20 protein-coding genes are annotated in these 23,479 nt (G+C 67.8%); 17 read left to right on the top strand and 3 right to left on the bottom strand.

The window, feature by feature from the left end:
- The first annotated feature begins 266 nt into the window (after window positions 1-266).
- The 6 genes from H570_RS17930 (at window position 267) to H570_RS0100415 (ending at window position 8,482) form a co-directional block, all read left to right on the top strand.
- On the top strand, window positions 267-2,228 hold the full coding sequence (locus tag H570_RS17930; RefSeq protein WP_027079042.1) for a hypothetical protein: 1,962 nt from the start codon (window positions 267-269) through the stop codon (window positions 2,226-2,228).
- A 335-nt stretch (window positions 2,229-2,563) separates the two neighbouring features.
- On the top strand, window positions 2,564-3,739 hold the full coding sequence (locus tag H570_RS0100435) for a hypothetical protein (protein ID WP_027079041.1): 1,176 nt from the start codon (window positions 2,564-2,566) through the stop codon (window positions 3,737-3,739).
- 61 nt (window positions 3,740-3,800) lie between these two features.
- Window positions 3,801-4,559, top strand: a complete 759-nt coding sequence (locus H570_RS15670; RefSeq protein ID WP_051175931.1) for a carboxypeptidase-like regulatory domain-containing protein — start codon at window positions 3,801-3,803, stop codon at window positions 4,557-4,559.
- 49 nt (window positions 4,560-4,608) lie between these two features.
- Window positions 4,609-4,965 (top strand): hypothetical protein, encoded by a 357-nt coding sequence (locus H570_RS0100425; RefSeq protein ID WP_027079040.1) that lies wholly within the window; start codon window positions 4,609-4,611, stop codon window positions 4,963-4,965.
- Window positions 4,962-5,417: a hypothetical protein gene (locus H570_RS0100420; RefSeq protein WP_027079039.1), complete on the top strand. Its 456-nt coding sequence runs from the start codon at window positions 4,962-4,964 to the stop codon at window positions 5,415-5,417. The genes H570_RS0100425 and H570_RS0100420 overlap by 4 nt, the downstream gene beginning before the upstream one ends.
- 50 nt (window positions 5,418-5,467) lie before the next feature.
- Complete coding sequence (locus tag H570_RS0100415) at window positions 5,468-8,482, top strand: PKD domain-containing protein (protein ID WP_027079038.1); 3,015 nt, start codon at window positions 5,468-5,470, stop codon at window positions 8,480-8,482.
- A gap of 88 nt (window positions 8,483-8,570) precedes the next feature.
- Here H570_RS0100415 and H570_RS0100410 read toward each other — a convergent pair whose 3' ends face one another.
- On the bottom strand, window positions 8,571-9,179 hold the full coding sequence (locus tag H570_RS0100410; protein WP_027079037.1) for a DUF6445 family protein: 609 nt from the start codon (window positions 9,177-9,179) through the stop codon (window positions 8,571-8,573).
- Between the two features lie 292 nt (window positions 9,180-9,471).
- Here H570_RS0100410 and H570_RS0100405 point away from each other — a divergent pair, with 292 nt between their 5' ends.
- Together H570_RS0100405 and H570_RS0100400 are read left to right on the top strand one after the other, a co-directional pair.
- A complete protein-coding gene (locus H570_RS0100405) occupies window positions 9,472-10,128 on the top strand; it encodes a hypothetical protein (protein WP_156899777.1) in 657 nt (218 codons plus the stop codon).
- Window positions 10,129-10,144: 16 nt separating this feature from the next.
- Window positions 10,145-11,593: an XVIPCD domain-containing protein gene (locus H570_RS0100400; RefSeq protein ID WP_051175929.1), complete on the top strand. Its 1,449-nt coding sequence runs from the start codon at window positions 10,145-10,147 to the stop codon at window positions 11,591-11,593.
- Window positions 11,594-11,680: 87 nt separating this feature from the next.
- Here the strand turns inward: H570_RS0100400 and groL are convergent, their stop codons facing one another.
- Both groL and groES read right to left on the bottom strand, forming a co-directional pair.
- Window positions 11,681-13,321 (bottom strand): chaperonin GroEL, encoded by a 1,641-nt coding sequence (groL, locus tag H570_RS0100395; RefSeq protein WP_027079034.1) that lies wholly within the window; start codon window positions 13,319-13,321, stop codon window positions 11,681-11,683.
- Between the two features lie 142 nt (window positions 13,322-13,463).
- Window positions 13,464-13,751 (bottom strand): co-chaperone GroES, encoded by a 288-nt coding sequence (gene groES, locus H570_RS0100390; RefSeq protein WP_027079033.1) that lies wholly within the window; start codon window positions 13,749-13,751, stop codon window positions 13,464-13,466.
- Window positions 13,752-14,020: 269 nt separating this feature from the next.
- Here groES and H570_RS0100385 point away from each other — a divergent pair, with 269 nt between their 5' ends.
- The 9 genes from H570_RS0100385 (at window position 14,021) to accC (ending at window position 23,472) form a co-directional block, all read left to right on the top strand.
- Window positions 14,021-15,805 carry an endonuclease gene (locus tag H570_RS0100385; protein WP_027079032.1) on the top strand — a complete coding sequence of 595 codons (1,785 nt, stop codon included), beginning with the start codon at window positions 14,021-14,023 and terminating at the stop codon, window positions 15,803-15,805.
- A gap of 225 nt (window positions 15,806-16,030) precedes the next feature.
- The gene (locus H570_RS0100380; protein ID WP_156899776.1) at window positions 16,031-16,909 is read left to right on the top strand and encodes a right-handed parallel beta-helix repeat-containing protein; all 879 of its coding nucleotides are present in this window, start codon (window positions 16,031-16,033) and stop codon (window positions 16,907-16,909) included.
- A gap of 154 nt (window positions 16,910-17,063) precedes the next feature.
- Complete coding sequence (gene cutA, locus H570_RS0100375; RefSeq protein WP_027079030.1) at window positions 17,064-17,405, top strand: divalent-cation tolerance protein CutA; 342 nt, start codon at window positions 17,064-17,066, stop codon at window positions 17,403-17,405.
- Between the two features lie 7 nt (window positions 17,406-17,412).
- Window positions 17,413-19,869, top strand: coding sequence for a protein-disulfide reductase DsbD (locus tag H570_RS0100370; RefSeq protein WP_036134537.1), 2,457 nt, complete (start codon window positions 17,413-17,415; stop codon window positions 19,867-19,869).
- The gene (locus tag H570_RS15665; RefSeq protein ID WP_036134535.1) at window positions 19,869-20,465 is read left to right on the top strand and encodes a TlpA family protein disulfide reductase; all 597 of its coding nucleotides are present in this window, start codon (window positions 19,869-19,871) and stop codon (window positions 20,463-20,465) included. The genes H570_RS0100370 and H570_RS15665 overlap by 1 nt, the downstream gene beginning before the upstream one ends.
- 138 nt (window positions 20,466-20,603) lie before the next feature.
- Window positions 20,604-21,068: a type II 3-dehydroquinate dehydratase gene (aroQ, locus tag H570_RS0100360; RefSeq protein ID WP_027079027.1), complete on the top strand. Its 465-nt coding sequence runs from the start codon at window positions 20,604-20,606 to the stop codon at window positions 21,066-21,068.
- A 94-nt stretch (window positions 21,069-21,162) separates the two neighbouring features.
- Window positions 21,163-21,645 (top strand): acetyl-CoA carboxylase biotin carboxyl carrier protein, encoded by a 483-nt coding sequence (accB, locus tag H570_RS0100355; RefSeq protein ID WP_027079026.1) that lies wholly within the window; start codon window positions 21,163-21,165, stop codon window positions 21,643-21,645.
- A gap of 98 nt (window positions 21,646-21,743) precedes the next feature.
- Window positions 21,744-22,115 carry a four helix bundle protein gene (locus H570_RS0100350; RefSeq protein ID WP_051176003.1) on the top strand — a complete coding sequence of 124 codons (372 nt, stop codon included), beginning with the start codon at window positions 21,744-21,746 and terminating at the stop codon, window positions 22,113-22,115.
- A complete protein-coding gene (gene accC, locus H570_RS0100345; protein WP_027079024.1) occupies window positions 22,105-23,472 on the top strand; it encodes an acetyl-CoA carboxylase biotin carboxylase subunit in 1,368 nt (455 codons plus the stop codon). The genes H570_RS0100350 and accC overlap by 11 nt, the downstream gene beginning before the upstream one ends.
- Window positions 23,473-23,479 lie beyond the last annotated feature (7 nt).

The following is a 23,479-nucleotide window of genomic DNA, read 5'->3' as shown; positions in this document are numbered from 1 at the left end:
GCCAGGGCCGGGGCGCCCCGGCCGCGCCATGCCGATTCACACGCGCATGCCATTCGCGGCAGCAGCGCCCATCGCGCGGCGCTGTCAGTTCCCGCTTCCGTCTGTCGTGTATGGAGGGTCCGGATTCACCGGACCCGGTCGGGCCACCGTGACGGCCCGCCGCTTCCCGCTACCCGTTCCCCCGTCGGGCGCCCGTCGCCCGCGGTGGCAGGGCTGCGGTCGCCGGATCCCAAGGCGTCGAACGCCAATCCAACATGGAGAGACACATGCACCACCCCATCACCACCGCCGCCAACCGACTCGCCCCGCTCGCACTCGCGCTCGGCCTGGTGCTCGCCCTGCCGGCCAAGGCCGCCGATCCCGTCTGCATGGTGTTCAACACCACCACGCAGCAGTGGGATCCAGCCCCCGCGGTCGATACCAACCAAGGCAGCGAGCACGGTGAAGACAACAGCACCTGCGCCGCCAATGCCAGCGCGTATGGCGAATTCAACAACGCCAGCGGAGAATTCAGCACCGCCGTTGGCGACCACAACATCGCACGTGGCAAAACCAGCACCGCGGTCGGCCAGGGCAACATCGCCAGCGGCGTGCAGTCGTCCGCAATCGGCCATTCGAACGCGGCCGAGGCCCTGAACAGCGTCGCAACCGGCACCTTCAACATCGCGCAAGGAAATAGCAGCAGCGCCTTCGGCATCAGCAACAAGAGTCCCGGCCAGAGCGCCAGCGCATTCGGCTGGCAGAACACCGCCAGCGGCCAGGACGCCGCCGCATTCGGACACAGCAACACCGCAAGCGGCGGTGACAGCAATGCATTCGGTGGTTCCAACGAGGCTTCCGGCGGATCTTCATCCGCGTTCGGGTCCGGGAACACCGTCACGGGCACGCAGAGCAGCGCATTCGGCTACGGAAACCAGGCCACCGCCAACAATGCGAACGCCGTCGGACAGAGCAACCGCGCCACCGCCAACGGGGCCAACGCGTTCGGTGGGAGCAACAAGGCGACCGCCGCCGGTGCCATCGCCTTCGGCTTCAACAACACCGCCGAAGGCGAGCGGAGCACTGCGTTCGGCTACGAGAACACCGCCAGTGGCTTGCGCAGCAGCGCCTTCGGCTATGCCTCGAAGGCCGCCGGCCATCAGAGTCTTGCGATCGGCATGAATGCCAAGGCCACCGGTTATGAAGCCATCGCCATCGGCCGGGACGCCTCGGTGCTGGCCGAGGGTGGGACCGGCTTCACCGCCAGCGGTGGCGTCGCGATCGGCGGCAAGGCGCTGGTGACGGTGGATGCCACCAACTCGGTGGCGATCGGTGCCATGTCGGTGGCCAGCGAAGCCGACACGGTTTCCTTCGGCGACACCGACAGCGAGCGCCGCCTGGTCCACGTGGCCGCCGGCATCGCCGCCACCGACGCGGTCAACGTGTCGCAGCTGTACGACATGGGCAGCACCGTGGCGTCGTACTTCGGCGGCGGCGCGGCGTTCACCAATGGCGCGTGGACGGCGCCGACGTACGTGATCCAGGGCAGCAGCCACGGCAACGTGGGCGATGCGTTCGCCGCGGTGGATGGCGCGCTGTCGAGCCTCGATGGCCGCGTTGCCGATCTCGAAGCGCTGCCGCCGGGCGGCGGCACGCAGGGTCCGGCGGGTCCGCAGGGTCCGCAGGGACCCGCGGGTCCGCAGGGTCCGCAGGGCCCGGCCGGCAGCGGGCTGGACGGCCTCAACGAAGACCAGGTGCGCGGGATTTCCACCGAGATCTCGAACGCCGGCGACGCCGACACCCTCAACGAAGCCAACGCCTATACCGATGGCCGCGAGGACGCGATCCGCGACGACATGGCCACCGGCGACACCACCACGCTCAACCAGGCCAACGAGTACACCGACATCGCGATCCAGCAGCTGATCGGCTTCGATGCCGGCGGACTGAACGATCGCCTGGACGCGCTCGAAGACCGCTTCGATGACGTCGATCGCCGCATGGATCGCCAGGACCGTCGCATCGACCGCATGGGCGCGATGAGCGCGGCGATGCTCAACATGGCGATCAACGCCTCCGGCACCCAGAGCGAGCGCGGCCGCATCGCGGTCGGCGCCGGCTTCCAGGGCGGCGAGAAGGGCCTGTCGATCGGTTACGGCAAGCGCATCGGGCGTGCGTCGTTCTCGCTGGGCGGCGCGTTCAGCGGCAGCGATCGTTCGGCCGGCGTGGGTTTCGGCATCGATCTGTAACGCGTTGGTCCGCGCCAGCCCGCCATGGACGGCGAGCGGGCGACAACCCGTGATGACCCTGCGCCCCGGCTTCGGCCGGGGCGTTTTTGTTTCCGCTTCCGCGCGTGGTGGGAAGCGCCGCACTTGCGAGTTGGCGGGATGCCGCCTGCGAGTGTCATTGGGCCGCGAGCTTCGGAGCCGGCGAAATCGTTGCGCAGGGGCGGGAGCGAGTGCGCCTGGGTGCGAATGTCCTCCGGCGCCTGTCAGTTGCGGGCGCCAAATCTCGTGGATGGGGTGCCCGGACCCACCGGGCCCGGCCGGGTCGCCGTTCGACCCCCCTATCCGGGTGGTTCAACATGCATCGTCCTTCTTCCCTCGTCGCCTCGACGCTGGCGCTCGCCCTCGCCGCAACCCAGCCCGTGCCCGCAAGCGCCCAGGCGGTGCAGGCCGACCTCTACATCGACGTCGCCACCCACACCATGCCCGGCATGGGGGGAATTGGCGCGCTCGGCCGCATGGCCGGGGCGATGTCCGGCGGCAACGCCAGCTACGGCCAGGCCCGGCATCCGGGCATGCCCGGCAAATACCTGGACGTGGCGCTGGACAACCGCCGCCGTCCCGGCGCGCCGGCCAGTCAATCCATTCCCGATGGCCTGCGACTGGGTGATCGCATCGACCTGCTGGCGCCGCAGCACAAGCAGGCACATGCGGTGCCGGAGAGCTCGGCAGCCGGCGGCCAGGGCCTCGCCGACGGCGGCCCCTACACGATCCACTACTACTGGGGCTGCGGCGAACAGGTGCGCGCCGGTCAGCCGGCCAAGTACACGCTGACGGTCCGCAACGGCAAGCCGATCCAGGGCGGCCGCACCATGGCGCCGCGCAACGTGCCGCAGCACGGCGTCGATCCCGGTCCCACCCACGCGCTGTGGCCCAACCAGTCGAGCCGCAAGTCGGTGTCGGCGAAGGCATCGCTGGTCGGCACGCACCGCGTCTCCGGCGACGGGCTGCCCGACGCGATGCAGTTCGAGCTCGGCCGCGACCACGACTTCCTGCCCGAGCTGAAACTCGAAAACGCGGGCAGCGCCGAACAGGGCATGGCGCTGCGCTGGAACGGCGTCGACGGCGCCCGCGCCTACTTCATCCATGCCACCGCGATGGACGGCAACACCATCGTGATGTGGAGCAGCTCCGAGGACGGCTACGCGGGGCCGGAGCTGATCGACTTCCTCCCCGAACAGCTCGTCACCCAGTGGACCGGCAAGCGCACGCTGCTGGGCGCCGATGCGCGCAGCTGCCAGGTGCCGCGCGAGGTGTTCGCCGGCAGCGGCGGCGCGCCGATGGTGCAGATGGTCGCCTACGGCAACCAGCGCACCATCAGCCAGCCGGGCTGGCGCGTGCACGTGCGCAACAAGTCCACCGCGATGCTGATGCCGTCGGCTGGCGCCATCGCGCCCGGCGCTTCGCAGGACGCCGCCAAGCCGACCGCCAAGGATGCGGCGAAGGGCGTGCTGCGCGGCCTGTTCGGGCGCTGACCGCATGTCCTTCTCCATGCAGGCTTCGAAACATCCGTCCATGGGCACACCGAAAAAGGCAATGTTCGCCCTCGCGTGCATGGCGTCCCTGGCCCTGTCCGGCTGCGAACAACAGGCGGGCACGGGCCACGGCGATGCGCAAGCACAGGCACAGGCACAGGCACAGGCAGGCTATGCCACCGGCAAGGTCGTCGACACGCAGGGCCGGCCGATCGCCGGGGCGAAGATCCTGCTCGACAACAGCGTGTTCTACAACTCCTACATCCACGGCTCCACCGGCGAAGACGGCACCTACCGGATCAAGGCGCAACCCGGCGCGTGGATGGCACAGGCCTCCTTCAAGAAGAACTACAACGGGCAGACCTACAACCTGGAACTGCATCCGGACAAGAGCGATTCCTTCGACGACGAGGGCGCCGTGCGCAACTTCACGTGGAAGCTGGAAGGGCGCACGCCCTTGAACGAGTACGGCTACTACGGCGGACTCATCCAGCTGGACACCGACCTCGGCTTCCACGAAGACCTGGAAAAAATCGAGCTGACCCTCACGCCCATCGGCCCGCTGATCGACGGCTCGCAAGGGAAAATCCTCCACCTGCGGCTGGAAGACCACTACTGGAAGCAGGCCGGCCTGATCGAGGACGTCCCGATCGGACGCTACAAGGTCACCGCGGTGCTGAAGAACGATGAGGGCTCGCGCGCGCTGAGGATCCAGGACCGCGACACGCGTGGCGATTTCCAGCCCGGACTCCAGCTGGATTTCAAACCCGAATCCGGCACCAGGACCCGGAACTCCGCCGCCATCATCCTTGGCTACTGAATCCACTTCTTCACTGCACCCGCAAGAACGCGACCCGGAGCATCCATCCATGAAACCGCAAGCCGTCCTCCATGCGCTGCTCCCGGTCTCCATCGCGCTGGTGGTCGCCGCGTGCACCATCAACACAAATCCCGATGCCGCCCGCGTCGACTGCGGCGCGCCCGGCCCCAATGGCGTCGACTGCAGGATCCAGCGCACCGGCGGCACCGGAGCGTTTGAAGCGTGCTGGAACCTGGTGATCACCTGCCAGAACGGCGGCCGGATGACCGGCTCGGCGTGCCACGACATGGCCGTCGGGGAGACGGAAGGAATCCGGAACATGCCGGTCGCAGGCTTCTCCAACCAGGCGGCTTGCGACGTGCCCACCTCCGGCAAGGTCGAGCGCCTGGGGATCACTTCGAAATGACGCGCTCCATCGCACGTTCCGCAGCGACACGCCGGTGGCTGGCCGGGATCGGCGCCGCGTTGCTCGCGCTGGCAACGTCGGGCTGCGAAGCGCCTGCGCACGCCGCCGTGGTGAAGTGTGCGGGGACGGGCCTCGCGGTCGGCAACATGCGGCACGACTGCACGCTCACCATCGCGAAAACCGACCGGCAGGCCGCGGCCACCATCAGCATCAAGACCCACCGGCGCCTGGCCCACGTGAAAGGGCACTTCACCGTGCAGCAGGGCTCGGTGCGGATCGCCCTCCAGGGCAACGCCGGCAGCAAGACCGAGATCATGGTCAGCCCGGGCAACCCGGGCACGCTGGAAGGCACCGTGCGCCTGCGCCGCGATGGCAGCGGTTTCCACCTGCGCTTCTACCCGGTGGGCGAAGTCACTGGAGTCCAAGGCCAGTTCTCCTACGAGGCCCGCTGAGCCGCGCGCCGCATCCGCAAACCCCATACCTCCCCGAGCGGAGCCCCGGCATGACAACGGACTGGAAAACCACGCTTGCACGCATCGCCAGCGCCATCGGCAAAGGACTGCTATGGCTGGGCAGGCATCTGCTGGCGCTGCTTGTCGCGGTCGGCAGGTTCATCGTGCTGCGGGCGATTCCCGCCATCCGGGCTTGGCTGCGCGGCACCGCGTTCCCCGCGCTGAATCGGTTCTACCTGTGGCTGCCACATCGACGGATGGTGGTCGCCGGCGCGATGGGCGTCGCTGCGATCGCGATCGCGGTCCTGCTGCTGCGCACGCCGGACGATGTGTCATCCACGACTCCGGACCGCAGCGCCGCTGCAGGCAACCCCGAATCCCCCGCCGGACCCGTGGTACTCACCTTCGCACCGGCCGAGGCTCCGCCCGGTGCCCCCGTCATCCTGTCCGGCCTGCCGGACGAAGACGCCGCAGCCCTGGAGATCACGATCGGCGGCCAGCCCACGTCGGCCATGCGGCTGGGCGACGGCAGGCTGCAGACCCGTGTCCCGCTGTACCTGGGCCCGGCTGGCTGGCCGGTGCCGCCTGCGAAGGCGCAAATCGTGGAAATCCGCCGTCATGGAAGGCTCGTGGCCGCGAGCCAGGAGGGGCTGCGGATCACCGCACTGCAGCGCGCGCCCGGCACCACCGCCAGCGTGCAGCGCTCCCTGGATGCAGCCGTCGATGCCTACCAGGCGATTTTCGAAGCGCTCCTTGCGCGAGACGAACAGGACATGGCGCACCGTCGCGCGATGCTGGCGGTGCTGCGCGAACTGGTCAGCGAAGGCGATCACTCGCTTGCCGCCGTCCTGGCCGGTTCCTCACCCCTGCTCAACAACACGAAACCGGACGTGGCGCTGCTCGACGCACTGATGGCCTCGAGCGGGACCGCGGCCAACATGGAAGCGTTTGCCGCCGCGCTGGGCGCAGGCCCGGCCGCCGCGGGTGGCATCACGATGCCCGCGGCCGGCGCCGGATTCCCCGCGCTGCTTGCGTTGGCCGGCGGATGGAAACCCGGCCCGAGGTGCCGCTCCGGCGGCAAGGACATGGAACTGGCCTGCCTGATGCAGATCCAGGGCCTGCTGGACGACCTGGCGACCCAGTACATCCGGCCCACCGCCGACGCCTGGGCCAACTTCACGGTGATCTTCGGTGGCCCGATGGTCGCCAGCAATCCGGCGACCGTGGTGATTTCCGCCCTGCTGAGCGTCACCAACCTGGTGATCGGGAAGGTCGCACCCTCGCTCCTCCCCGCCACCCTGACGCGGTTCGAGCTCGAGGTTCCCAAGCCGCTGATCCAGCGGCACCAGACCACGCAGTCCAGGATCATGGTGGAGGCCCGCAACCAGCCGCAGACCATCACCGTCAACGACATCATCGACGTCGTCAAAGCAACCGTCGGGCCCGCGATCAAGATCGATTCGGCGAGCCTCACCCAGCTCATGGGATTCTTCTCGCGCATGGTCGACGTGTACATGGCCGTGCTTCGGGGCGTCGATTCAGTCAAGCCCAACGCTTCGAACGCGGTCAACGCCGGCGTGCTTGCCTTGCCACCGAAGCACTGGGGACCGATCGAAGTCACCAGCAGCGACCTGGTCAGCCTCTTCAGCCATGACGAGTCGATCCTCTCTTCGCAGGAGGAAAAGCTGGAATGGCTCGGCAAGTCGCAAGGCCAGGCCAAGGTGCGCGTGATGCCGCGCGGGCCTGGCACGCGCAGCAAGGTGCTCCAGGACCATTCCCTGTGCTGGGGCTGCGTGTGGAGCGGCGGCGCCTTCGGCACCGACATGCCGGAAAGCTCGAAGCGGATTTCAGTCGATATCGATTTCGACGCGTCCCCGCGCCACGGGGTTGCGCCGCTGGACGTCGAACTGGAATGGCGCCTGCTTCCCAGGGAGGATGGCAAGCCCGTCGCCTGCACGCTGGACTTCGGCGACGGCTCGGACGTCGAGCGCATCGCCGACTGCACCGACACCACGTCGTTCCGGCACACCTACCCGCATACCTCGCGGCTGGAGGACGCCACCGGCGGCGCCTACGTGGCGAAGCTGCGCCTCGACGAGAACAAGGCCGAGGGCAAGGCCGAGGTGTTCCCCGACTGGACGTTCGAAGCCAGGCCCGGCTCCGGCAAGGCGCCACTGGATGCCCGGTTCAACTGGAACATCCCGTGGCCCGAAGACAGGAAGGCGCCGCGGTGCGAGTTCGACCCGGGCGACGGCTCGGAGCGGCAGTCCTTCGACGACTGCCTCGCCACCCGCAAGGCCGAACACCGCTTCGAACGCCGCGGCAGCTTCGTGCCCTCGCTCACCATCATCGACGGCGGCGCAACGGACACCAAGACCGCACCCGTCTCTGTGGCCGACGACTTCGCCTGCGATGCCGAGGAGCTGCTGAAGCACAAGGCCTGGACGGGCGGAATGTCGTACACCAAGAACAACGAGGTCTGGGACGACAACCTGGACCGCAACGTCAAGTTCAACCTCCGCATCAACCTCAAGGCCGAACTGGCCGAGCACACCCGTCGCCAGTGGCGCGGTGCCGACTACCTGGTGCGCTACTACAGCCCGCTTCCGCAGGGCTCGGCGGACGTGTCCTTCAGCGTCCACCAGTACGACGACCGGGGCCTGGCCAGTTACCAGACGTTCGTCGGCAATGGCCAGATCCGGCGCCAGGAGCCGGACATGACCGAAGACGGTTCGATGCTGAACCTCGTCCTGGATGCCAACCAGTGCACCTTCTCGTTCTTCCTGCAGGGACAGGTCTACGGTACCGAAGAACGCTGGAGCCGCGGCGAAGGCAAGAAGTCGACGCAATCCCATTACTGGATCGAGTCCGCACGCGTCGAACAACCGCTGACGTCATCGACCTCCATCAGCGGCTCGGTGCCGGTCCAGGTGATTCCGAAATTCGACGATATCCCCACCGAGCAAACCACGTGGATCAGCGCGCATCCCTACATCGTGGAAGCCCTGGGCAAGGGAAACCTCGGCAAGGTCACCGTCGACTGGCACGCGGAGCCCGTGGATTGACGATGCACCCGCATGCGCGGGCCGATGCTCCGGCGGCTGCCACGCGGCCTGCGCCGACGCGCCCGCGCAGCGGTGCCGCCACGCGAGTTCAGCCCGCGGCGAAGAACATCAGGTACACCAGCCGCCCGTTCCCGGGACGGTCGCCGAACGCCTCGCCCGCCGTGTGCCACAGCCACGGCCGCAGCAGCACCAGGCGGTTGAAGCGCATCGGCACGCGCATGGTCATTTCCCACTTCGAGTCGTCGGTGCCGTCGCGGTTGATGACCTCGCTGAACATCTGCTTGCGCGAGCTGTAACCCATCGCGGCCAGCTCGGCGTCGTCGTACGGCGCGCGCTCGGTGTTGGTCGGGATGTGGCGGAAGAACTCGGTGCCGCCGCGGCAATCCTCGGGCCGGCTGAGGTAGAGGATGCCGGACCAGTGCGACGAGTCGACGTGCACCTTGGCCCGGCCGACGTCGCCGGCCAGGGTGATCCGGAACTTGGCGTGCGATTCGGTCGGCGGCATCGGCTTGAGCGGTTCGCCAACCAGCTGCGACACCGCTTCGGTCAATCCACCGATCTCCATCCGCTCCACCGAGTTGCGGCCCGGAAACGCACCCTGCTGCTCCGGGTAGGTCAGCCCGAGCGCGGCCTCGCGCAAGCCCTTCGCGTCCGCGGGCCCGAGGAAGTCGTCGACGATGATCAGCGAAGTCGGCATGAGGTGAAGCGTAGTGGTACTGGGGGGACGCACTCAAGTCCGGGTGGCGGATGTCGCTTGCCGGGCACGCCAAAGCCCTCCAGAGCACGCCCCGTCGTTCGCGAACACGGAAACCCGCGACGCATCAGAATGTCGGATGGCCATCCGGCGAATCGGGAAGTTCGTTATGGAACCGCCCAACAGCCCGCGCTAGTCTGTCCATCCCACGCATCAACGGAGGATGCCTGTGCACCGCAGCAACCGGGACGCCAGCAACAGACCACCGCGCCAACCCATGCCGTTCAAACGGCCGATGCCCCTGCTCATCGCCTTCCTCAACCATGCATCTGCCATTGCCTGCGTGCTGGCGGTATCCGCCTGCGTCGCTTCCAACCCGCCGCATCCTGCCAAGGAGGCTCAAGCCATGAACGCCGCAGCAACAACTCCTTCCTCTCCAAGGCTCGACGCAGAACAGCTGTTGACCAGGCTGCTGGACCTGATTCGAAACAGCAGGAGCATCAAGGATTTCACGCCGGAAAAACTGCATGAAGTCACCGGGGTGACCATCGAGTTCGCGAATGACGGGAGTGAACGATATGGATTCGGAGGCCAGCTGACGCAGGACTGGAGTTACGGTTTCGGCGTGGACAAGTCGTTGTTTCAAGGGCCGCGTTTTGAACTCCGCTTCAATGAAACCGTCCCCGGTTCCAGTCCTCCAATGACCGACATCTGCCAAATCGACTTTGAAAAGTTCGCATCCGAACTGGAATCGATGGGTTTTACCCGGGAGCCCTACTACGATTCTGCGCCGCCCGCCCCTCCCGGCGAGGAACGGCTACCGCATGGCTCGCTGCTTTACTGGACGTTCTATCGCCCAGAACTTGGAGTCCAGGTCTATCCCCGGGGCGAAGCGAACGAGCCGCATGAAAAGACCAGCCATGGCTGCGTGCAGATGGTACTGATCACTTGACTGCAAGGAGCGCAGGATGCCAACCATCACCCCACGGGCCCAGGCGGTCATCTCCGCCTTCGGCAGCCGACCCGGTGTCACTCAGGACCACGTCAACAACCTCCAGGCCGTCATAACCGCATCGCCAGCACTGATCGACCAGATCAACAATGCAGTGGCGCAAGGACATCTCAAGCAGATCTTGCCGCTGACCAACCCCCACGCAGGCGGCGAGTATCACGGCCAGCACAAGGAAATGCACTTGCCGTTGGCCGGACTGGCGACGCCTCCCGCCGGGAAAGCGTTTGATGCAGGTGAAGTGACGTTCGTGCTTGGCCACGAACTGCAGCATGGCTTCAATCATGCCGCCACGACGCAGGCTTACCTGGACTTCATGAAGGATGCCACGCAGGCGGCCAGAACGGATCACGATTACACCGACGAGATCGACAGGCTGCTCGCCGCCAATCGCCGTGACGAAGCCGGAGCGGAGATCGCCGGCTGGAACGCAGTTGTCAGTCTCGTCAAGACCACGAAACCGAATCCGACGTTGGGTGACATTTACAGCGCCCAATCGGGGAGGATGAGGGACTTCATCGATCAAGCCGGAACCTATCCGCACTACACCTATACCCTGAAACCCAACCTGACCCTGAACCCCGATCTCACGCTGAGCTTCACACCCGCCAATCTCGAAGCGATGGGAAAGAACTTCTTCGACAAAGCGCCGGTCGACAGCAGGGCCGGGCACCGCGGCAATTCCGACTACGCCAACCACTACGGCGCGTGGCCCGTCCAGCAAGCGGCGCAGCTTGAGCGCCAACACAATCCGAAGCCCCAGGTGAGGGTCGATCTGTCGCAGCTGCGGTTGTCCGAGAAGCTGCTTGAGGAGAATGGCATTAATCTCGGAACCAATCAGCAGCCGATACCGTACCTGGACACGGGCACCAATCCGCCGAAGGCCGGACTGTTCCAGCATACGGCTGTCTCGCACGTACACACCTCACCCGTGTCAACGCTGGCATGGGAAGCCGGGAGCGCGCGATCAGGTGCGACCGGAGTGAATCCTGGCGCGCCCAGCCCGACCGATCCCGACCACCCGAACCACGCCATGCTGCAGCAGATCCGCGAGGGCGTGCGCAGGATCGACGATGGCATCGGCAAGCCTTACGACGACGCGAGCGAGCGCATGAGTCGATGCCTTCTCGCGCAATGCAGGGAAGCCGGCCTGCGTCGCGTTGACCACGTGGTCATGGGCGTGGACGGCGCCAACGTGTTCGCGGTCGAGGGGCAATTGAGCGATCCCGCGCACCTGCGCACGCGTGTCGCCACGGGCCAGGCAATCGGCACGCCCGTGGAGCAGTCGGACGAACGGCTGCTTGCTGCCAGCCATGCCTCCACCCGAAAACAGGAATCCGCGCAGCAACGCGAACTGGCGAAAGTGCCCGGCGACCCTGGCCGGAGCAGTCCGGTCATGCAGATGTAGGGGCCTGCCGTCGCGGAAGACGCACGCCGCAAAGAAAAAGCCCCGCAGTGATGCGGGGCTTTCCTGGTACTTCGCGGAAGGCGTGGATCAGAAGCCCATGCCGCCCATGTCGCCCATGCCGCCGCCGGCAGGCATCGCCGGCTCGTCCTTCTTCGGCAGCTCGGCCACCATGGCTTCGGTGGTGATCATCAGGCCGGCGATCGAGGCGGCGTTCTGCAGCGCCGAACGGGTGACCTTGGTCGGGTCCAGGATGCCGAACTCGATCATGTCGCCGTATTCGCCGGTCGCGGCGTTGTAGCCGTAGTTGCCCTTGCCGTCCTTGACCTTGTTGAGCACGACCGACGGCTCTTCGCCGCAGTTGGCAACGATCTCGCGCAGCGGCGCTTCCATCGCGCGCAGTGCGATGACGATGCCGTGGTTCTGGTCTTCGTTGATGCCCTTGAGCTCACCGATGGCCTGCAGCGCGCGCACCAGGGCCACGCCGCCGCCCGGGACCACGCCTTCTTCCACCGCCGCACGCGTGGCGTGCAGGGCGTCTTCGACGCGGGCCTTCTTTTCCTTCATTTCGATCTCGGTCGAGGCGCCGACCTTGATCACCGCCACGCCGCCGGCCAGCTTGGCCACGCGCTCCTGCAGCTTCTCGCGGTCGTAGTCGGAAGAGGTCTCCTCGATCTGCGCCTTGATCTGCTTGATGCGGCCTTCGATGCCACCGGTCTCGCCGGCGCCGTCGATGATGGTGGTGTTTTCCTTCGAGACCTGGATCTTCTTCGCGCGGCCGAGGTCCTTGATCGTCGCCTTCTCGAGCGACAGGCCCACTTCCTCGGAGATCACGGTGCCGCCGGTGAGGATCGCCATGTCCTCGAGCATCGCCTTGCGACGGTCGCCGAAGCCCGGGGCCTTCACGGCGCAGACCTTGACTATGCCGCGGATGGTGTTGACCACCAGGGTCGCCAGCGCCTCGCCTTCGACTTCCTCTGCGACGATCAGCAGCGGCTTGCCGGCCTTGGCGACGCCCTCGAGGACGGGCAGCAGGTCGCGCACGTTGGAGATCTTCTTGTCGTGCAGCAGGATGAACGGATCGTCCAGCTCGGCCGACATCGACTGCTGGTTGTTGATGAAGTACGGCGACAGGTAGCCGCGGTCGAACTGCATGCCCTCGACGACGTCGAGTTCGTTGTCCAGGCCCGAGCCTTCCTCGACGGTGATCACGCCTTCCTTGCCGACCTTCTTCATCGCGTCGGCGATGATCGTGCCGATGGACTCGTCGGAGTTGGCCGAGATCGTGCCGACCTGGGCGATCGCCTTGTCGTCGGCGGTGGGCTTGGACAGGTTCTTGAGCTCGGCGACGGCGGCCTTGACGGCCTGGTCGATGCCGCGCTTGAGGTCCATCGGGTTCATGCCGGCGGCGACGGCCTTGGCGCCTTCGCGGATCAGGGCCTGGGCCAGCACGGTGGCGGTGGTGGTGCCGTCACCGGCGTTGTCGGAAGTCTTGGACGCGACTTCCTTCACCATCTGCGCGCCCATGTTCTCGAACTTGTCGGCCAGCTCGATCTCCTTGGCGACGGACACGCCGTCCTTGGTGATGGTCGGGGCGCCATAGCTCTTGTCGAGCACGACGTTGCGGCCCTTCGGGCCGAGGGTGGCCTTGACGGCATTGGCGAGCGTGTTGACGCCGCGCACCATCTTTGCGCGCGCGTCTTCACCGAAACGGATTTCTTTTGCGGACATGGTGGAACTCCGGGATTGGGGATTCGGGATTGGGGATTCGGGACATCAAGGGCTGGATTCAGGCCTGCGGGACAGAGACTCGCAAGCGCGGTGCGCTTTCACGAATCCCCAGTCCCCAATCCCGAATCCAGGCGGGGGTCGCTTACGCGAGCACCGCGAGGATGTCGTCCTCACGCACGATCTTGTATTCGACGCCCTCGAGCTTGTAGGCGCTGCCCGAGTACTGGCCGTAGATGACCTTGTCGCCGACCTTGACCTTGGGCGCGCGCAGCTGGCCGTTGTCCAGCGCCTTGCCTTCGCCTACGGCCACCACTTCGCCCTTGGTCGGCTTTTCCTTGGCGTTGTCTGGGATGACGATGCCGCCGGCGGTGACTTCGTCGGCTTCGATGGGCTTGACGACCACGCGGTCGTAGAGCGGCTTGAGATTCATTGCGATCCTCACAAGTGGTTGATTGTTCTGGGAATGACGAACGAACGGGCGCGGATTCTAGCAGTCGCCTGAAACGAGTGCCAAGGCCGCGGGCGAACAAAACCCGGTGCGACCGGGATGCCGCTGAGATGGGGTGGCCGGCACGACTTTCAAGGGCCGGCGTGAAATTGCCTCCGCGTCCCACTTTCGACGATCCGGGGGTCGAATCCGGCCGCGCATAGGGTCGGCCCGGGTGGCAGCGGCCCGCCGGGCGTCGGCACGATGGTCCGATGCAACCCCCGGAGCCCGCCATGGCCCTCGCTTTCGCCCGACCCGCCCACCTCCTGCTTGCCGGCAGCCTGCTGCTGGCGTGCGGCAGCGGCCACGCGGCGGTCTTCGTCAACGAGCTGCACTACGACAATGCCGGCAGCGACAGCGGCGAGCGGATCGAGGTGGTCGCCACCGCTGGCGAAGACCTGTCCGGTTACCGGATCCACCTTTACAACGGCGGCAGCTCGCCGGGCAACGCCTCGGTCTACGGCAGCAAGGCGGTGCCCAACGGCAGCGTTTCGAGCTGCGGCGGCAGCGTGCGGATCGCCACGGTCGCCTACCCGCGCGACGGCCTGCAGAACGGATCCAACGATGCCATTGCGCTGGTCAACGCCGGCGGCCAGATGGTGCAGTTCATCGGCTACGAGGGCAGCGTCACCGCCGGCAGCGGCCCGGCAGCGGGCCTGACCAGCGACAGCCTGCCGGTAGCCGAGAACAGCAGCACGCCGGTCGGCACCTCGCTGCAGCTGCGCGGCAACGGCAGCGGCTACGACGACTTCAGCTGGGCGGCTTCGTCGGCGCACAGCTTCGGCGCCTGCAACGCCGGCCAGGGCTTCAGCGGCGGCGGCAACCCGGCACCCGTTCTGGTATCGACCACGCCCGCCGACGGCGCCACCGGCTTTCCGGCCGCCGGCGACCTGGAAGTCGTGTTCAACGAAGTGGTCGATGCAAGCAGCGGCGCGTTCTCGCTGGCCTGCGACGTGTCAGGCAGCGTGGCGCTGGCGCACCCGGCCTCGGGCGGCAGCTTCACCCTGTCCACCGCCACCGCGCTGCACGGTGGCGAACACTGCGTGCTGTCGATCGACGCGGCGAAGATCAGCGACGCCGGCGGCGCGCATCCGGGCACCAGCGCATCGGTCGGTTTCACGGTTGCCGATGGCGGCGGCGGGGACGGCGACTACTACGCGCACGTCAACGCCAGCAGCCCGGGCCAGCTGCGCTGCTCGCTGCACCAGACCATCCGCGGCCACACCGTCTATCCGTACAGCGGCAGCGGCACCAGCACCTGGACGATCCTGGAGATCGCCGACGAAGATCCCGCCAACGCGGGCCGCATCCTCGACGCCTACCGCAACCGCAGCTACGCCAAGGGCACCGACCGCGCCGGATCGGGCTCCGGACTGAAGTACAACCGCGAGCACAGCTGGCCCAACTCGCTGGGCTTCAGCAGCACCGGCGGCGACAAGGGCCTGCCCAACGCGCCCTACACCGACACCCACATGCTCTATCTCACCGACGCGGCCTACAACAGCGACCGTGGAAACAAGCCGTACGCCGACTGCCCGGCGTCGAGCAACTGCGGCGCGCGCGCCACCGAAGCCAACAACGGCAGCGGCGGCGGCAGCGGCGCGGGCGACTCCAACTGGGTGAAGGGCCCGGACGGCAACGCCGGCTCGTTCGAGGTCTGGGACAAGCGCAAGGGCGACATGGCGCGCGCCGTGATGTACATGGCGATCCGCTACGAGGGCGGCAGGGACATCCACAGCGGCCAGTCCGAACCCGACCTGGAGCTCACCGACGTCCGCAGCAAAATCGTCAAGACCTCGGGCTCGCCGGCCTACATGGGCCTGCTGTCGACCCTGCTGGCCTGGCACCAGGCCGACCCGCCGGACGCCGCGGAGCGCGAACGCAACGAAGTGGTCTTCAGCTTCCAGGGCAACCGCAATCCGTTCGTGGACCACCCCGAATGGGCGACCCGGGCCCTGTTCGAATCCACCCAGCCCGCGACCTGCCAGCTGAACTGACCCGACCCGCCGCAACCTCCGCCGCAGGCCAGCGCATCACCGCTCCTGCGGCGGCGGCATCGACGCCGGTACAGCCCAAGGGCCCAGACGGCCCAAGTACCCGCGGTCCTTGCTGGCACCCCTTTCATGCCGGCATCCGGGGTCGCCGGAGCACATGCACTTCCCTCCCCTGTTCAGCTACATTCGCGGGCGAACCCGGAGGGGCCGGGTCATCTAGGGGAAACCATGAAAGCGACACTGGCATCAGTGGTACTGCTGGGCGGGCTGTGTCTTCTGCCAGCCATGCCTGCACAGGCGGCACAAAGCTATGACGGCTGCAAGGGCTTCATCGACTCGGTGCCCGCCACGATCAGCACGCAGGGGACCTGGTGCCTGCGACGGGACGTGAGTACCTCGCAGGCCAGCGGCCAAGCGATCAACATCACGACGAACAACGTCACCATCGATTGCAACGACTACAAGCTGGGCGGCCTGGGCGCGGGCCAGGGCACGCTCACGATTGGCATCAATGCGCTGGAACGCTCCAACATCACGGTGCGCAACTGTGCGATCCGAGGCTTCCTGAAGGGCGTGGTGATCAACAACGGCACCGGCGGCGGGCACCTGGTCGAGAACAACCGCTTCGACAACAACACCTGGCTCGGCATCGACATCGGCGGCGAGGGAAGCGTCGTCCGCGGCAACCGCATTCTCGATACCGGCGGCACCACCGTCATCGGCAACCCGATCAAGGCGGTAGGCATCTATGCCACCGGGAACGTCGAGGTGCAGGAAAACCTGATCAACGGCGTGGCCGCCGCATCGGGCAGCAATGGCTATGCGATCGGCATCAATCCCGGCCATTCGGCCGCCGGCACGATCATCGGCAACAACGTCAAGAACATCGTCGCCGACGGCACCGGTTGGGCATATGGCATCAGCTTGTTCGGAACGACCGGCCGCGCCAGCGTCGAGAACAACACCCTGGTTGGAACCGACGCGGCCAACTCCGTCGCGGTCTGGTGCCCGCCCGGTAACCTGGTGTCGCTGGCCGGCAACCTGGCCATGGGCTTCGCCGAGCCCCACTTCGAGTGCGCATTCGACGATGGCAACATCGTCCACTGAACCCGGCTGACCGGGGGCGCGCGCCGCCAGGGCTGGCGCGCGCTTTTCCGCCGACCGGACGACGCATCACCGCAGCCGGCCGGCGGGATCGCGGTATCAGCGCCATCCACACCATCCGCGGCGCACCGCAGGCAGGGCCCTTACAATCGGGGCCATGCCACAAGCCGTCATCGCGTTCTGCACCTGTCCCGATGCCGCCACCGCCTCGCGCATCGCCGATGCGCTGGTGGGCGAGCGCCTGGCCGCCTGCGTCAGCGTGCTGCCGGGCGTGCAGTCGGTGTATCGCTGGCAGGGCGCGGTGGAACGCGCCGATGAAGTGCAGCTGCTGATCAAGACCGTGGCCGCGCGCATGCCCGCGCTGATGGCGCGGATCGTTGCGCTGCATCCCTACGAACTGCCGGAGGTGGTCGCGGTCGAAGCCGCCGCCGGCCTGCCGGCCTACCTGGAATGGATCTCCGCCCAAGTCTCGCCGGACGCCGGCGGACAGGAGCCCTGAGCACGTGATGTCGAAGTCGTTTGCAACCCGCTGGCCGCGCGTCGCCGCCGCTGTCCTTTGCCTTGCCTGCATCGCGCCCACGCTGGCCGCGATCGACGAGGACGACCTGCTGCCGGTCGACCAGGCCTTCGTGCTGACCGCGAAGGCGACCGCTGCCGACCGCATCGCGCTGGACTGGAAAATCGCCGACGGCTACTACCTGTACCGGCACCGGACCAAGGTGAGCGCGGCCGATGGCAGCCGGCTGGGCGAGCTCGACCTGCCGCGCGGCGAGCCGCACGACGACGAGTTCTTCGGCCGGGTCGAGACGTTCCGCAAGCACCTGGCCGGCGGCGTGCCGGTGCAGGCGGCCGACGGCGGCAAGGTCACGCTGAAGGTGAGTTACCAGGGCTGCGCGGATATCGGCGTGTGCTATCCGCCGCAGACGCGGACGCTGACCGTGGCAATGCCGGCGGGCACTTCGGCTTCCTCTGTTCCCGCGGGGAGCGCGGGCGATGCCGGCTTCGCCGCGCTCGGCCGGTCGCTCGGCAAGCCGCGCGGCGCGGGGCTGGCCGGCGCAGCCGCCGGTCGCGACGCCCTGCCGCTGCCGCCGGAACAGGCGTTCGGTTTCGACGCCATCGCCGACGGCGGCAACGCGCTGCTGCTGCGCTTCACCCCGGCACCGGGCTACTACCTCTATCGCGACAACACCACCCTGAAGCTGGCCGCCGATGGCATCGCGCTGGACAAGCCGCGCTGGCCGCAGGGCAAGCAGTACCACGACGAGCACTTCGGCCAGGTGGTGGTGTATTTCGACCAAGTCGAGGTGCCGCTGCCGCTGCGCCGCACGAAGGCGGACGCGCAGCAGGTCACCCTGACGGCCACCTTCCAGGGCTGCCAGGACGAAGGCATCTGCTATCCGCCGATGACGCGGACGGTGCGGATCGCGCTGCCGGCGGGGGTGGTGGGTGTCGTGGCCGCCGGGGGAAACCCCATCCCCACCCCAGCCCTCCCCTTGAAGGGGAGGGAGCAAGGGCCGGCGGCTTCGGATACCGCTGCAACAGCCGCCCCTCCCCTAAAGCCCTCCCCTTCAAGGGGAGGGTTGGGTGGGGACGGGGTTCCCACCGCAACCGACAAAACGCCGGCCATCGCCGCACCACCGACCGCCGCCGATTCGAGCGACGAACAGGCCGAAGACACCCGCCTGGCCGCCGGCCTGTCTGGCACCGGCCGCTGGCTGACCCTGCTGTGGTTCTTCCTCGGCGGCCTGGGGCTGGCGTTCACGCCCTGCGTGCTGCCGATGATCCCGATCCTGTCGGGCCTGATCGCCGGCGCCGGCACGCGTATCGGCACGCGGCGCGCGCTGTGGCTGTCCTTCATCTATGTGCTGGCCAACGCGCTGGTGTTCACCGCGGCCGGGGTGATCGCCGGGCTGGTGGGTGCCAACCTGCAGGCCGCGTTCCAGGTGCCGTGGGTGCTGGTGCTGTTCGCGCTGCTTTTCGTGGCGCTGGCGCTGTCTTCGTTCGGGCTGTACGAACTGCAGCTGCCCGCCGCTCTGCGGGCGAGGCTCGGCGGCGTCAGCGACCGCCAGCGCGGCGGTTCGCTGGCCGGCGTGGCGGCGATGGGCGCGCTGTCGGCGCTGATCGTCGGACCCTGCGTGGCGCCGCCGCTGGCCGCGGCGGTGCTCTACATCAGCCAGAGCCAGGACCCGGCGTTCGGCGGGCTGGCGCTGTTCCTGATGGCGATGGGCATGGGCCTGCCGCTGCTGGCCTTCGGCGCGGCCGCGGGGCGCGGCATGCCGACCAGCGGGCCGTGGATGAGCGGCGTGCAGCGCGTGTTCGGCTTCGTGTTCCTCGGGCTGGCCGCCTGGATGCTGTCGCGGATCGTGCCCGGGCCGGTGACCTTGGCGCTGTTTGGCATGCTGGCGCTGGCCGCGGCGGCCTGGGCGTGGGGCGGCACCCGCAGCGACAGCGCGCGCCTGCGCTGGTTTGCCCGCTTCGCCGGCCTGCTGCTGGCGGTGATCGGCACCGCGCAGCTGTTCGGCGCGCTGGCCGGGGCGCGCAATCCGCTGCAGCCGCTGGCCGGCTTCGGCGGCGGCCAGGGCGCGCAGGCCGAGCTGGCGTTCCGCGTGATCAAGTCCAGCGAAGACCTAGACCGCGAGCTGGCCGCCGCGCAGGCCGCGGGCACGCCGGTGATGTTCGACTTCTATGCCGACTGGTGCGTGTCGTGCAAGGAAATGGAGGCCTACACCTTCACCGACCCGGCGGTGCAGGCGGCGCTGGCCGCCGTGGTCCTGCTCAAGGCCGACGTGACCGCCAACGACGAGGTCGACCAGGCGCTGATGCAGCGCTTCGGCATCATCGGTCCGCCGGCGACGCTGTTCTTCAACGCCTCGCCGGAGGAGCGCCGCGGGCTGCGACTGGTCGGTTTCGAGAAGGCCGCGCCCTTCGTCGAACGCGTCCGCCGCGCGACCGGAGCGCCGTGATGCGCTCGACAACGAAGATTGTGCTGGTGGCGCTGGCCGCCGGCGCGCTGGGGGTCGTCGCCAGCCTGACGATGAACGGCCCCGGCCCGCTGCTGGGTACGGAAGCGGGGCAACGGGTGCTGCAGGAGGCCTACAAGGCCACGGCGCCAGAACCGCCCACGGGTGTGGTCGTGGCCGGGCGCGGGGACGCGATCCCGGCCTTCACCGTGCCCGGCCTCGACGGCAAGCCGGTCAACGTGTCCACCGCCTGGGCCGGCAGGCCGATGCTGATCAACGTCTGGGCCAGCTGGTGCGGCCCCTGTATCGAGGAAATGCCGGAACTGCAGCGATTCCATGCGAAACAGGACGCGAACGGCGTGCAAGTCGTCGGCATTGCACTGGACGACGCGGAGGCGGTGCGGGACTTCCTGCAGCGGGTGCCGGTGGATTACCCGATCCTGGTCGACGACGCCGGTCCCGCCGATGCCGGCGTGCGCCTGGGCAACCCCAAGGGCGTGTTGCCCTATTCGGTGCTGGTGTCGGCGGACGGCGTGCTGCTCAAGCAGCGCATCGGGCCGTTCGCGCACGGCGAGATCGACGCCTGGGCCACGCACTGACGACAGGCGCTCGCGGGCGCGGCTCTAGAGCCAAAACTCAAACAAGCGCTTAAATTGCGTAAATGGGCAAAACTTCGGCGATCTGGACAGCATCCGCCGCATCGCGCAGACTGGCCGCCCGTTTCGTCACGCGTCCCCATGGCCAAACTGCTGGTCCTGCACGGCCCCAACCTCAACCTGCTCGGCACGCGCGAGCCGGAGGTTTACGGCCGCACCACGCTGGACGAAATCGACGCCGACCTGCAGGCCCGCGCGCTGGAAAAGGGGCATGAGCTGGCCAGCTTCCAGTCCAACGCCGAGCACGCCCTGGTCGACCGCATCCAGGCCGCCGGCGACGACGGCACCGACTTCATCCTGATCAACCCGGCCGGCTTCACCCACACCTCGGTCGCCCTGCGCGACGCACTGGCGGCGGTCGCCATCCCCTTCATCGAGGTCCACCTGTCCAACCCGCACGCCCGCGAGCCGTTCCGCCGCCAGAGCTACTTCAGCGACCTGGCCGTCGGCGTGGTCTGCGGCTTCGGCGCGCTCAGCTACGGGCTGGCGCTGGTTGCGGCAGGCCGCCACCTGGAAGCCGCTGCCGGCGCCGGGGGCCGCGCATGAGCCGACGCCCCGGACCGGCACTCCGCTGACGCGGCCGCATCCGAACACCGCCCGCTGCCAAGCGGGCCACCACGACACAGCACGAGAGGCCTTCATGGACCTGCGCAAGATCAAGAAACTCATCGACCTGCTCGAGGAATCCAACCTCGCCGAAATCGAGATCAAGGAAGGCGAGGAATCGGTGCGCCTGGCACGCACCCCGTCGGGCGCCACGCCCGTCGCCTATGCCGCGCCCGCCCCGGTCGCGCCGATGGCGGCCGCGGCCCCGGTGATGCCGATGCAGTCCCCGGTCGATGCCGCCACCGGCGGCCGCCCGCTCGAAGGCGGCCCCGCGCTGCCCGACGGCCACGTCGTGCGCGCGCCGATGGTCGGCACCTTCTACGCCTCCCCGGCACCGGACAAGCCGGCCTTCGTCACGGTCGGCCAGGCGGTCAAGGCCGGCGAGACGCTGGGCATCATCGAGGCGATGAAGATGTTCAACCCGATCGAGGCCGACGTCGCCGGCACCGTGCTCGCGATCCAGTGCGAGAGCGGCCAGCCGGTCGAGTTCGACCAGCCGCTGTTCGTGATCGGCTGATGCCGATCACGACGGGATTCGGGATTGGGGATTAGGGATTGGCGGAGAACCTGCCCCTGCCGCGACCGCATGAGCGCCTGGATGTCTGGCAGGACGCGATGCTGCTGGTGGAAGCGATCTACCGGATGACCACCCACTTCCCGGCGGACGAGCGCTTCGGCCTGGCCACGCAGATGCGCCGCGCTGCCGTCAGCGTCCCGTCGAACATCGCCGAAGGCGCTGCCCGGCGTTCCACTCCCGAGTACCTGCGGTTTCTTTCGATGGCACGGGGCTCGTTGTCCGAGCTTTCCACGCAGATTGAAATCGCACACCGCCTGGACCTCGCTGGCAGGGAGTTTCCCGCTCCCGCACTCGTCGATCGCACGTTCGCCCGCCTCAATGCCCTGATCCGCACGCACGAACGCCGCATCCGCGAGCCGGATGCCTTTCCCGAATCCCCAATCCCGAATCCCGAATCCCATGCTCGATAAAGTCGTCATCGCCAACCGCGGCGAGATCGCGCTGCGCATCCTGCGCGCGTGCCACGCCCTGGGCATCCGCACGGTCGCGGTGCATTCCACCGTCGACCGCAACCTCAAGCACGTGGCGATGGCCGACGAGTCGGTCTGCATCGGCCCGGCGCCGTCGACCGACAGCTACCTCAACATGGCGTCGATCATTGCAGCGGCCGAAGTCACCGACGCGCAGGCGATCCATCCGGGCTACGGCTTCCTCGCCGAGAACGCGGACTTCGCCGAGCGCGTCGAGCAGTCCGGCTTCATCTTCATCGGGCCGAAGGCCGACACCATCCGCCTGATGGGCGACAAGGTGGAGGCGATCCGCGCGATGAAGGCCGCGGGCGTGCCCTGCGTGCCCGGCAGCGGCGGGCCGCTGGGCGACGACGCCGAGGAAAACCTGCGCATCGGCGCAGAGATCGGCTATCCGGTGATCGTCAAGGCCGCCGGCGGCGGCGGCGGCCGCGGCATGCGCGTGGTCCACACCGAGGCCGCGCTCAACAACGCCATCGCCACCACCAAGTCCGAGGCCAAGGCCGCGTTCGGCAACGACATGGTGTACATGGAGAAGTTCCTCGAGAACCCGCGCCATGTCGAGATCCAGGTACTGGCCGACGGCCAGGGCAACGCGATCCACCTGGGCGAGCGCGACTGCTCGATGCAGCGCCGCCACCAGAAGGTGGTGGAGGAAGCGCCCGCGCCCGGCATCAGCGCCGAGCAGCGCGCGCAGATCGGCAAGGTCTGCACCGAGGCCTGCGTGCGGATCGGCTACCGCGGCGCCGGCACGTTCGAGTTCCTGTACGAGAACGGCCGCTTCTACTTCATCGAGATGAACACCCGCATCCAGGTCGAGCACCCGGTCACCGAACTGGTCACCGGCATCGACCTGGTGCGCGAGCAGCTGATGATCGCCGCCGGCCACAAGCTGACGATCCGGCAGGACGACGTGGTACTGCGCGGCCACGCGATCGAATGCCGCATCAACGCCGAGGATCCCGAGACGTTCATGCCCTCGCCCGGCCTGATCCAGCACTTCCACGCCCCCGGCGGCCCCGGCGTGCGCGTGGACTCGCACATCTACGAAGGCTATCGCGTGCCGCCGAACTACGATTCGATGATCGGCAAGCTGATCGTCCACGGCGCCGACCGCGAGCAGGCGATCTGCCGCATGCGCGTGGCGCTGAGCGAGATGGTGGTCGACGGCATCAAGACCAACATCCCGCTGCAGCAGCGCATCCTCGCCGACGGCGGTTTCAGCGAGGGCGGGCAGAACATCCATTACCTCGAGAAGCGGCTGGCCGAACGCAAGGACAAGGCGCTGTCGATCGGGTAAGGGCGCG

The sequence above is a fragment of the Luteimonas mephitis DSM 12574 genome, from assembly GCF_000422305.1.
Taxonomy (GTDB): Bacteria; Pseudomonadota; Gammaproteobacteria; order Xanthomonadales; family Xanthomonadaceae; genus Luteimonas; species Luteimonas mephitis.
The sequence above is the reverse complement of the archived record's forward strand: the minus strand, read 5'-3'. Positions and strand labels throughout refer to the sequence as shown.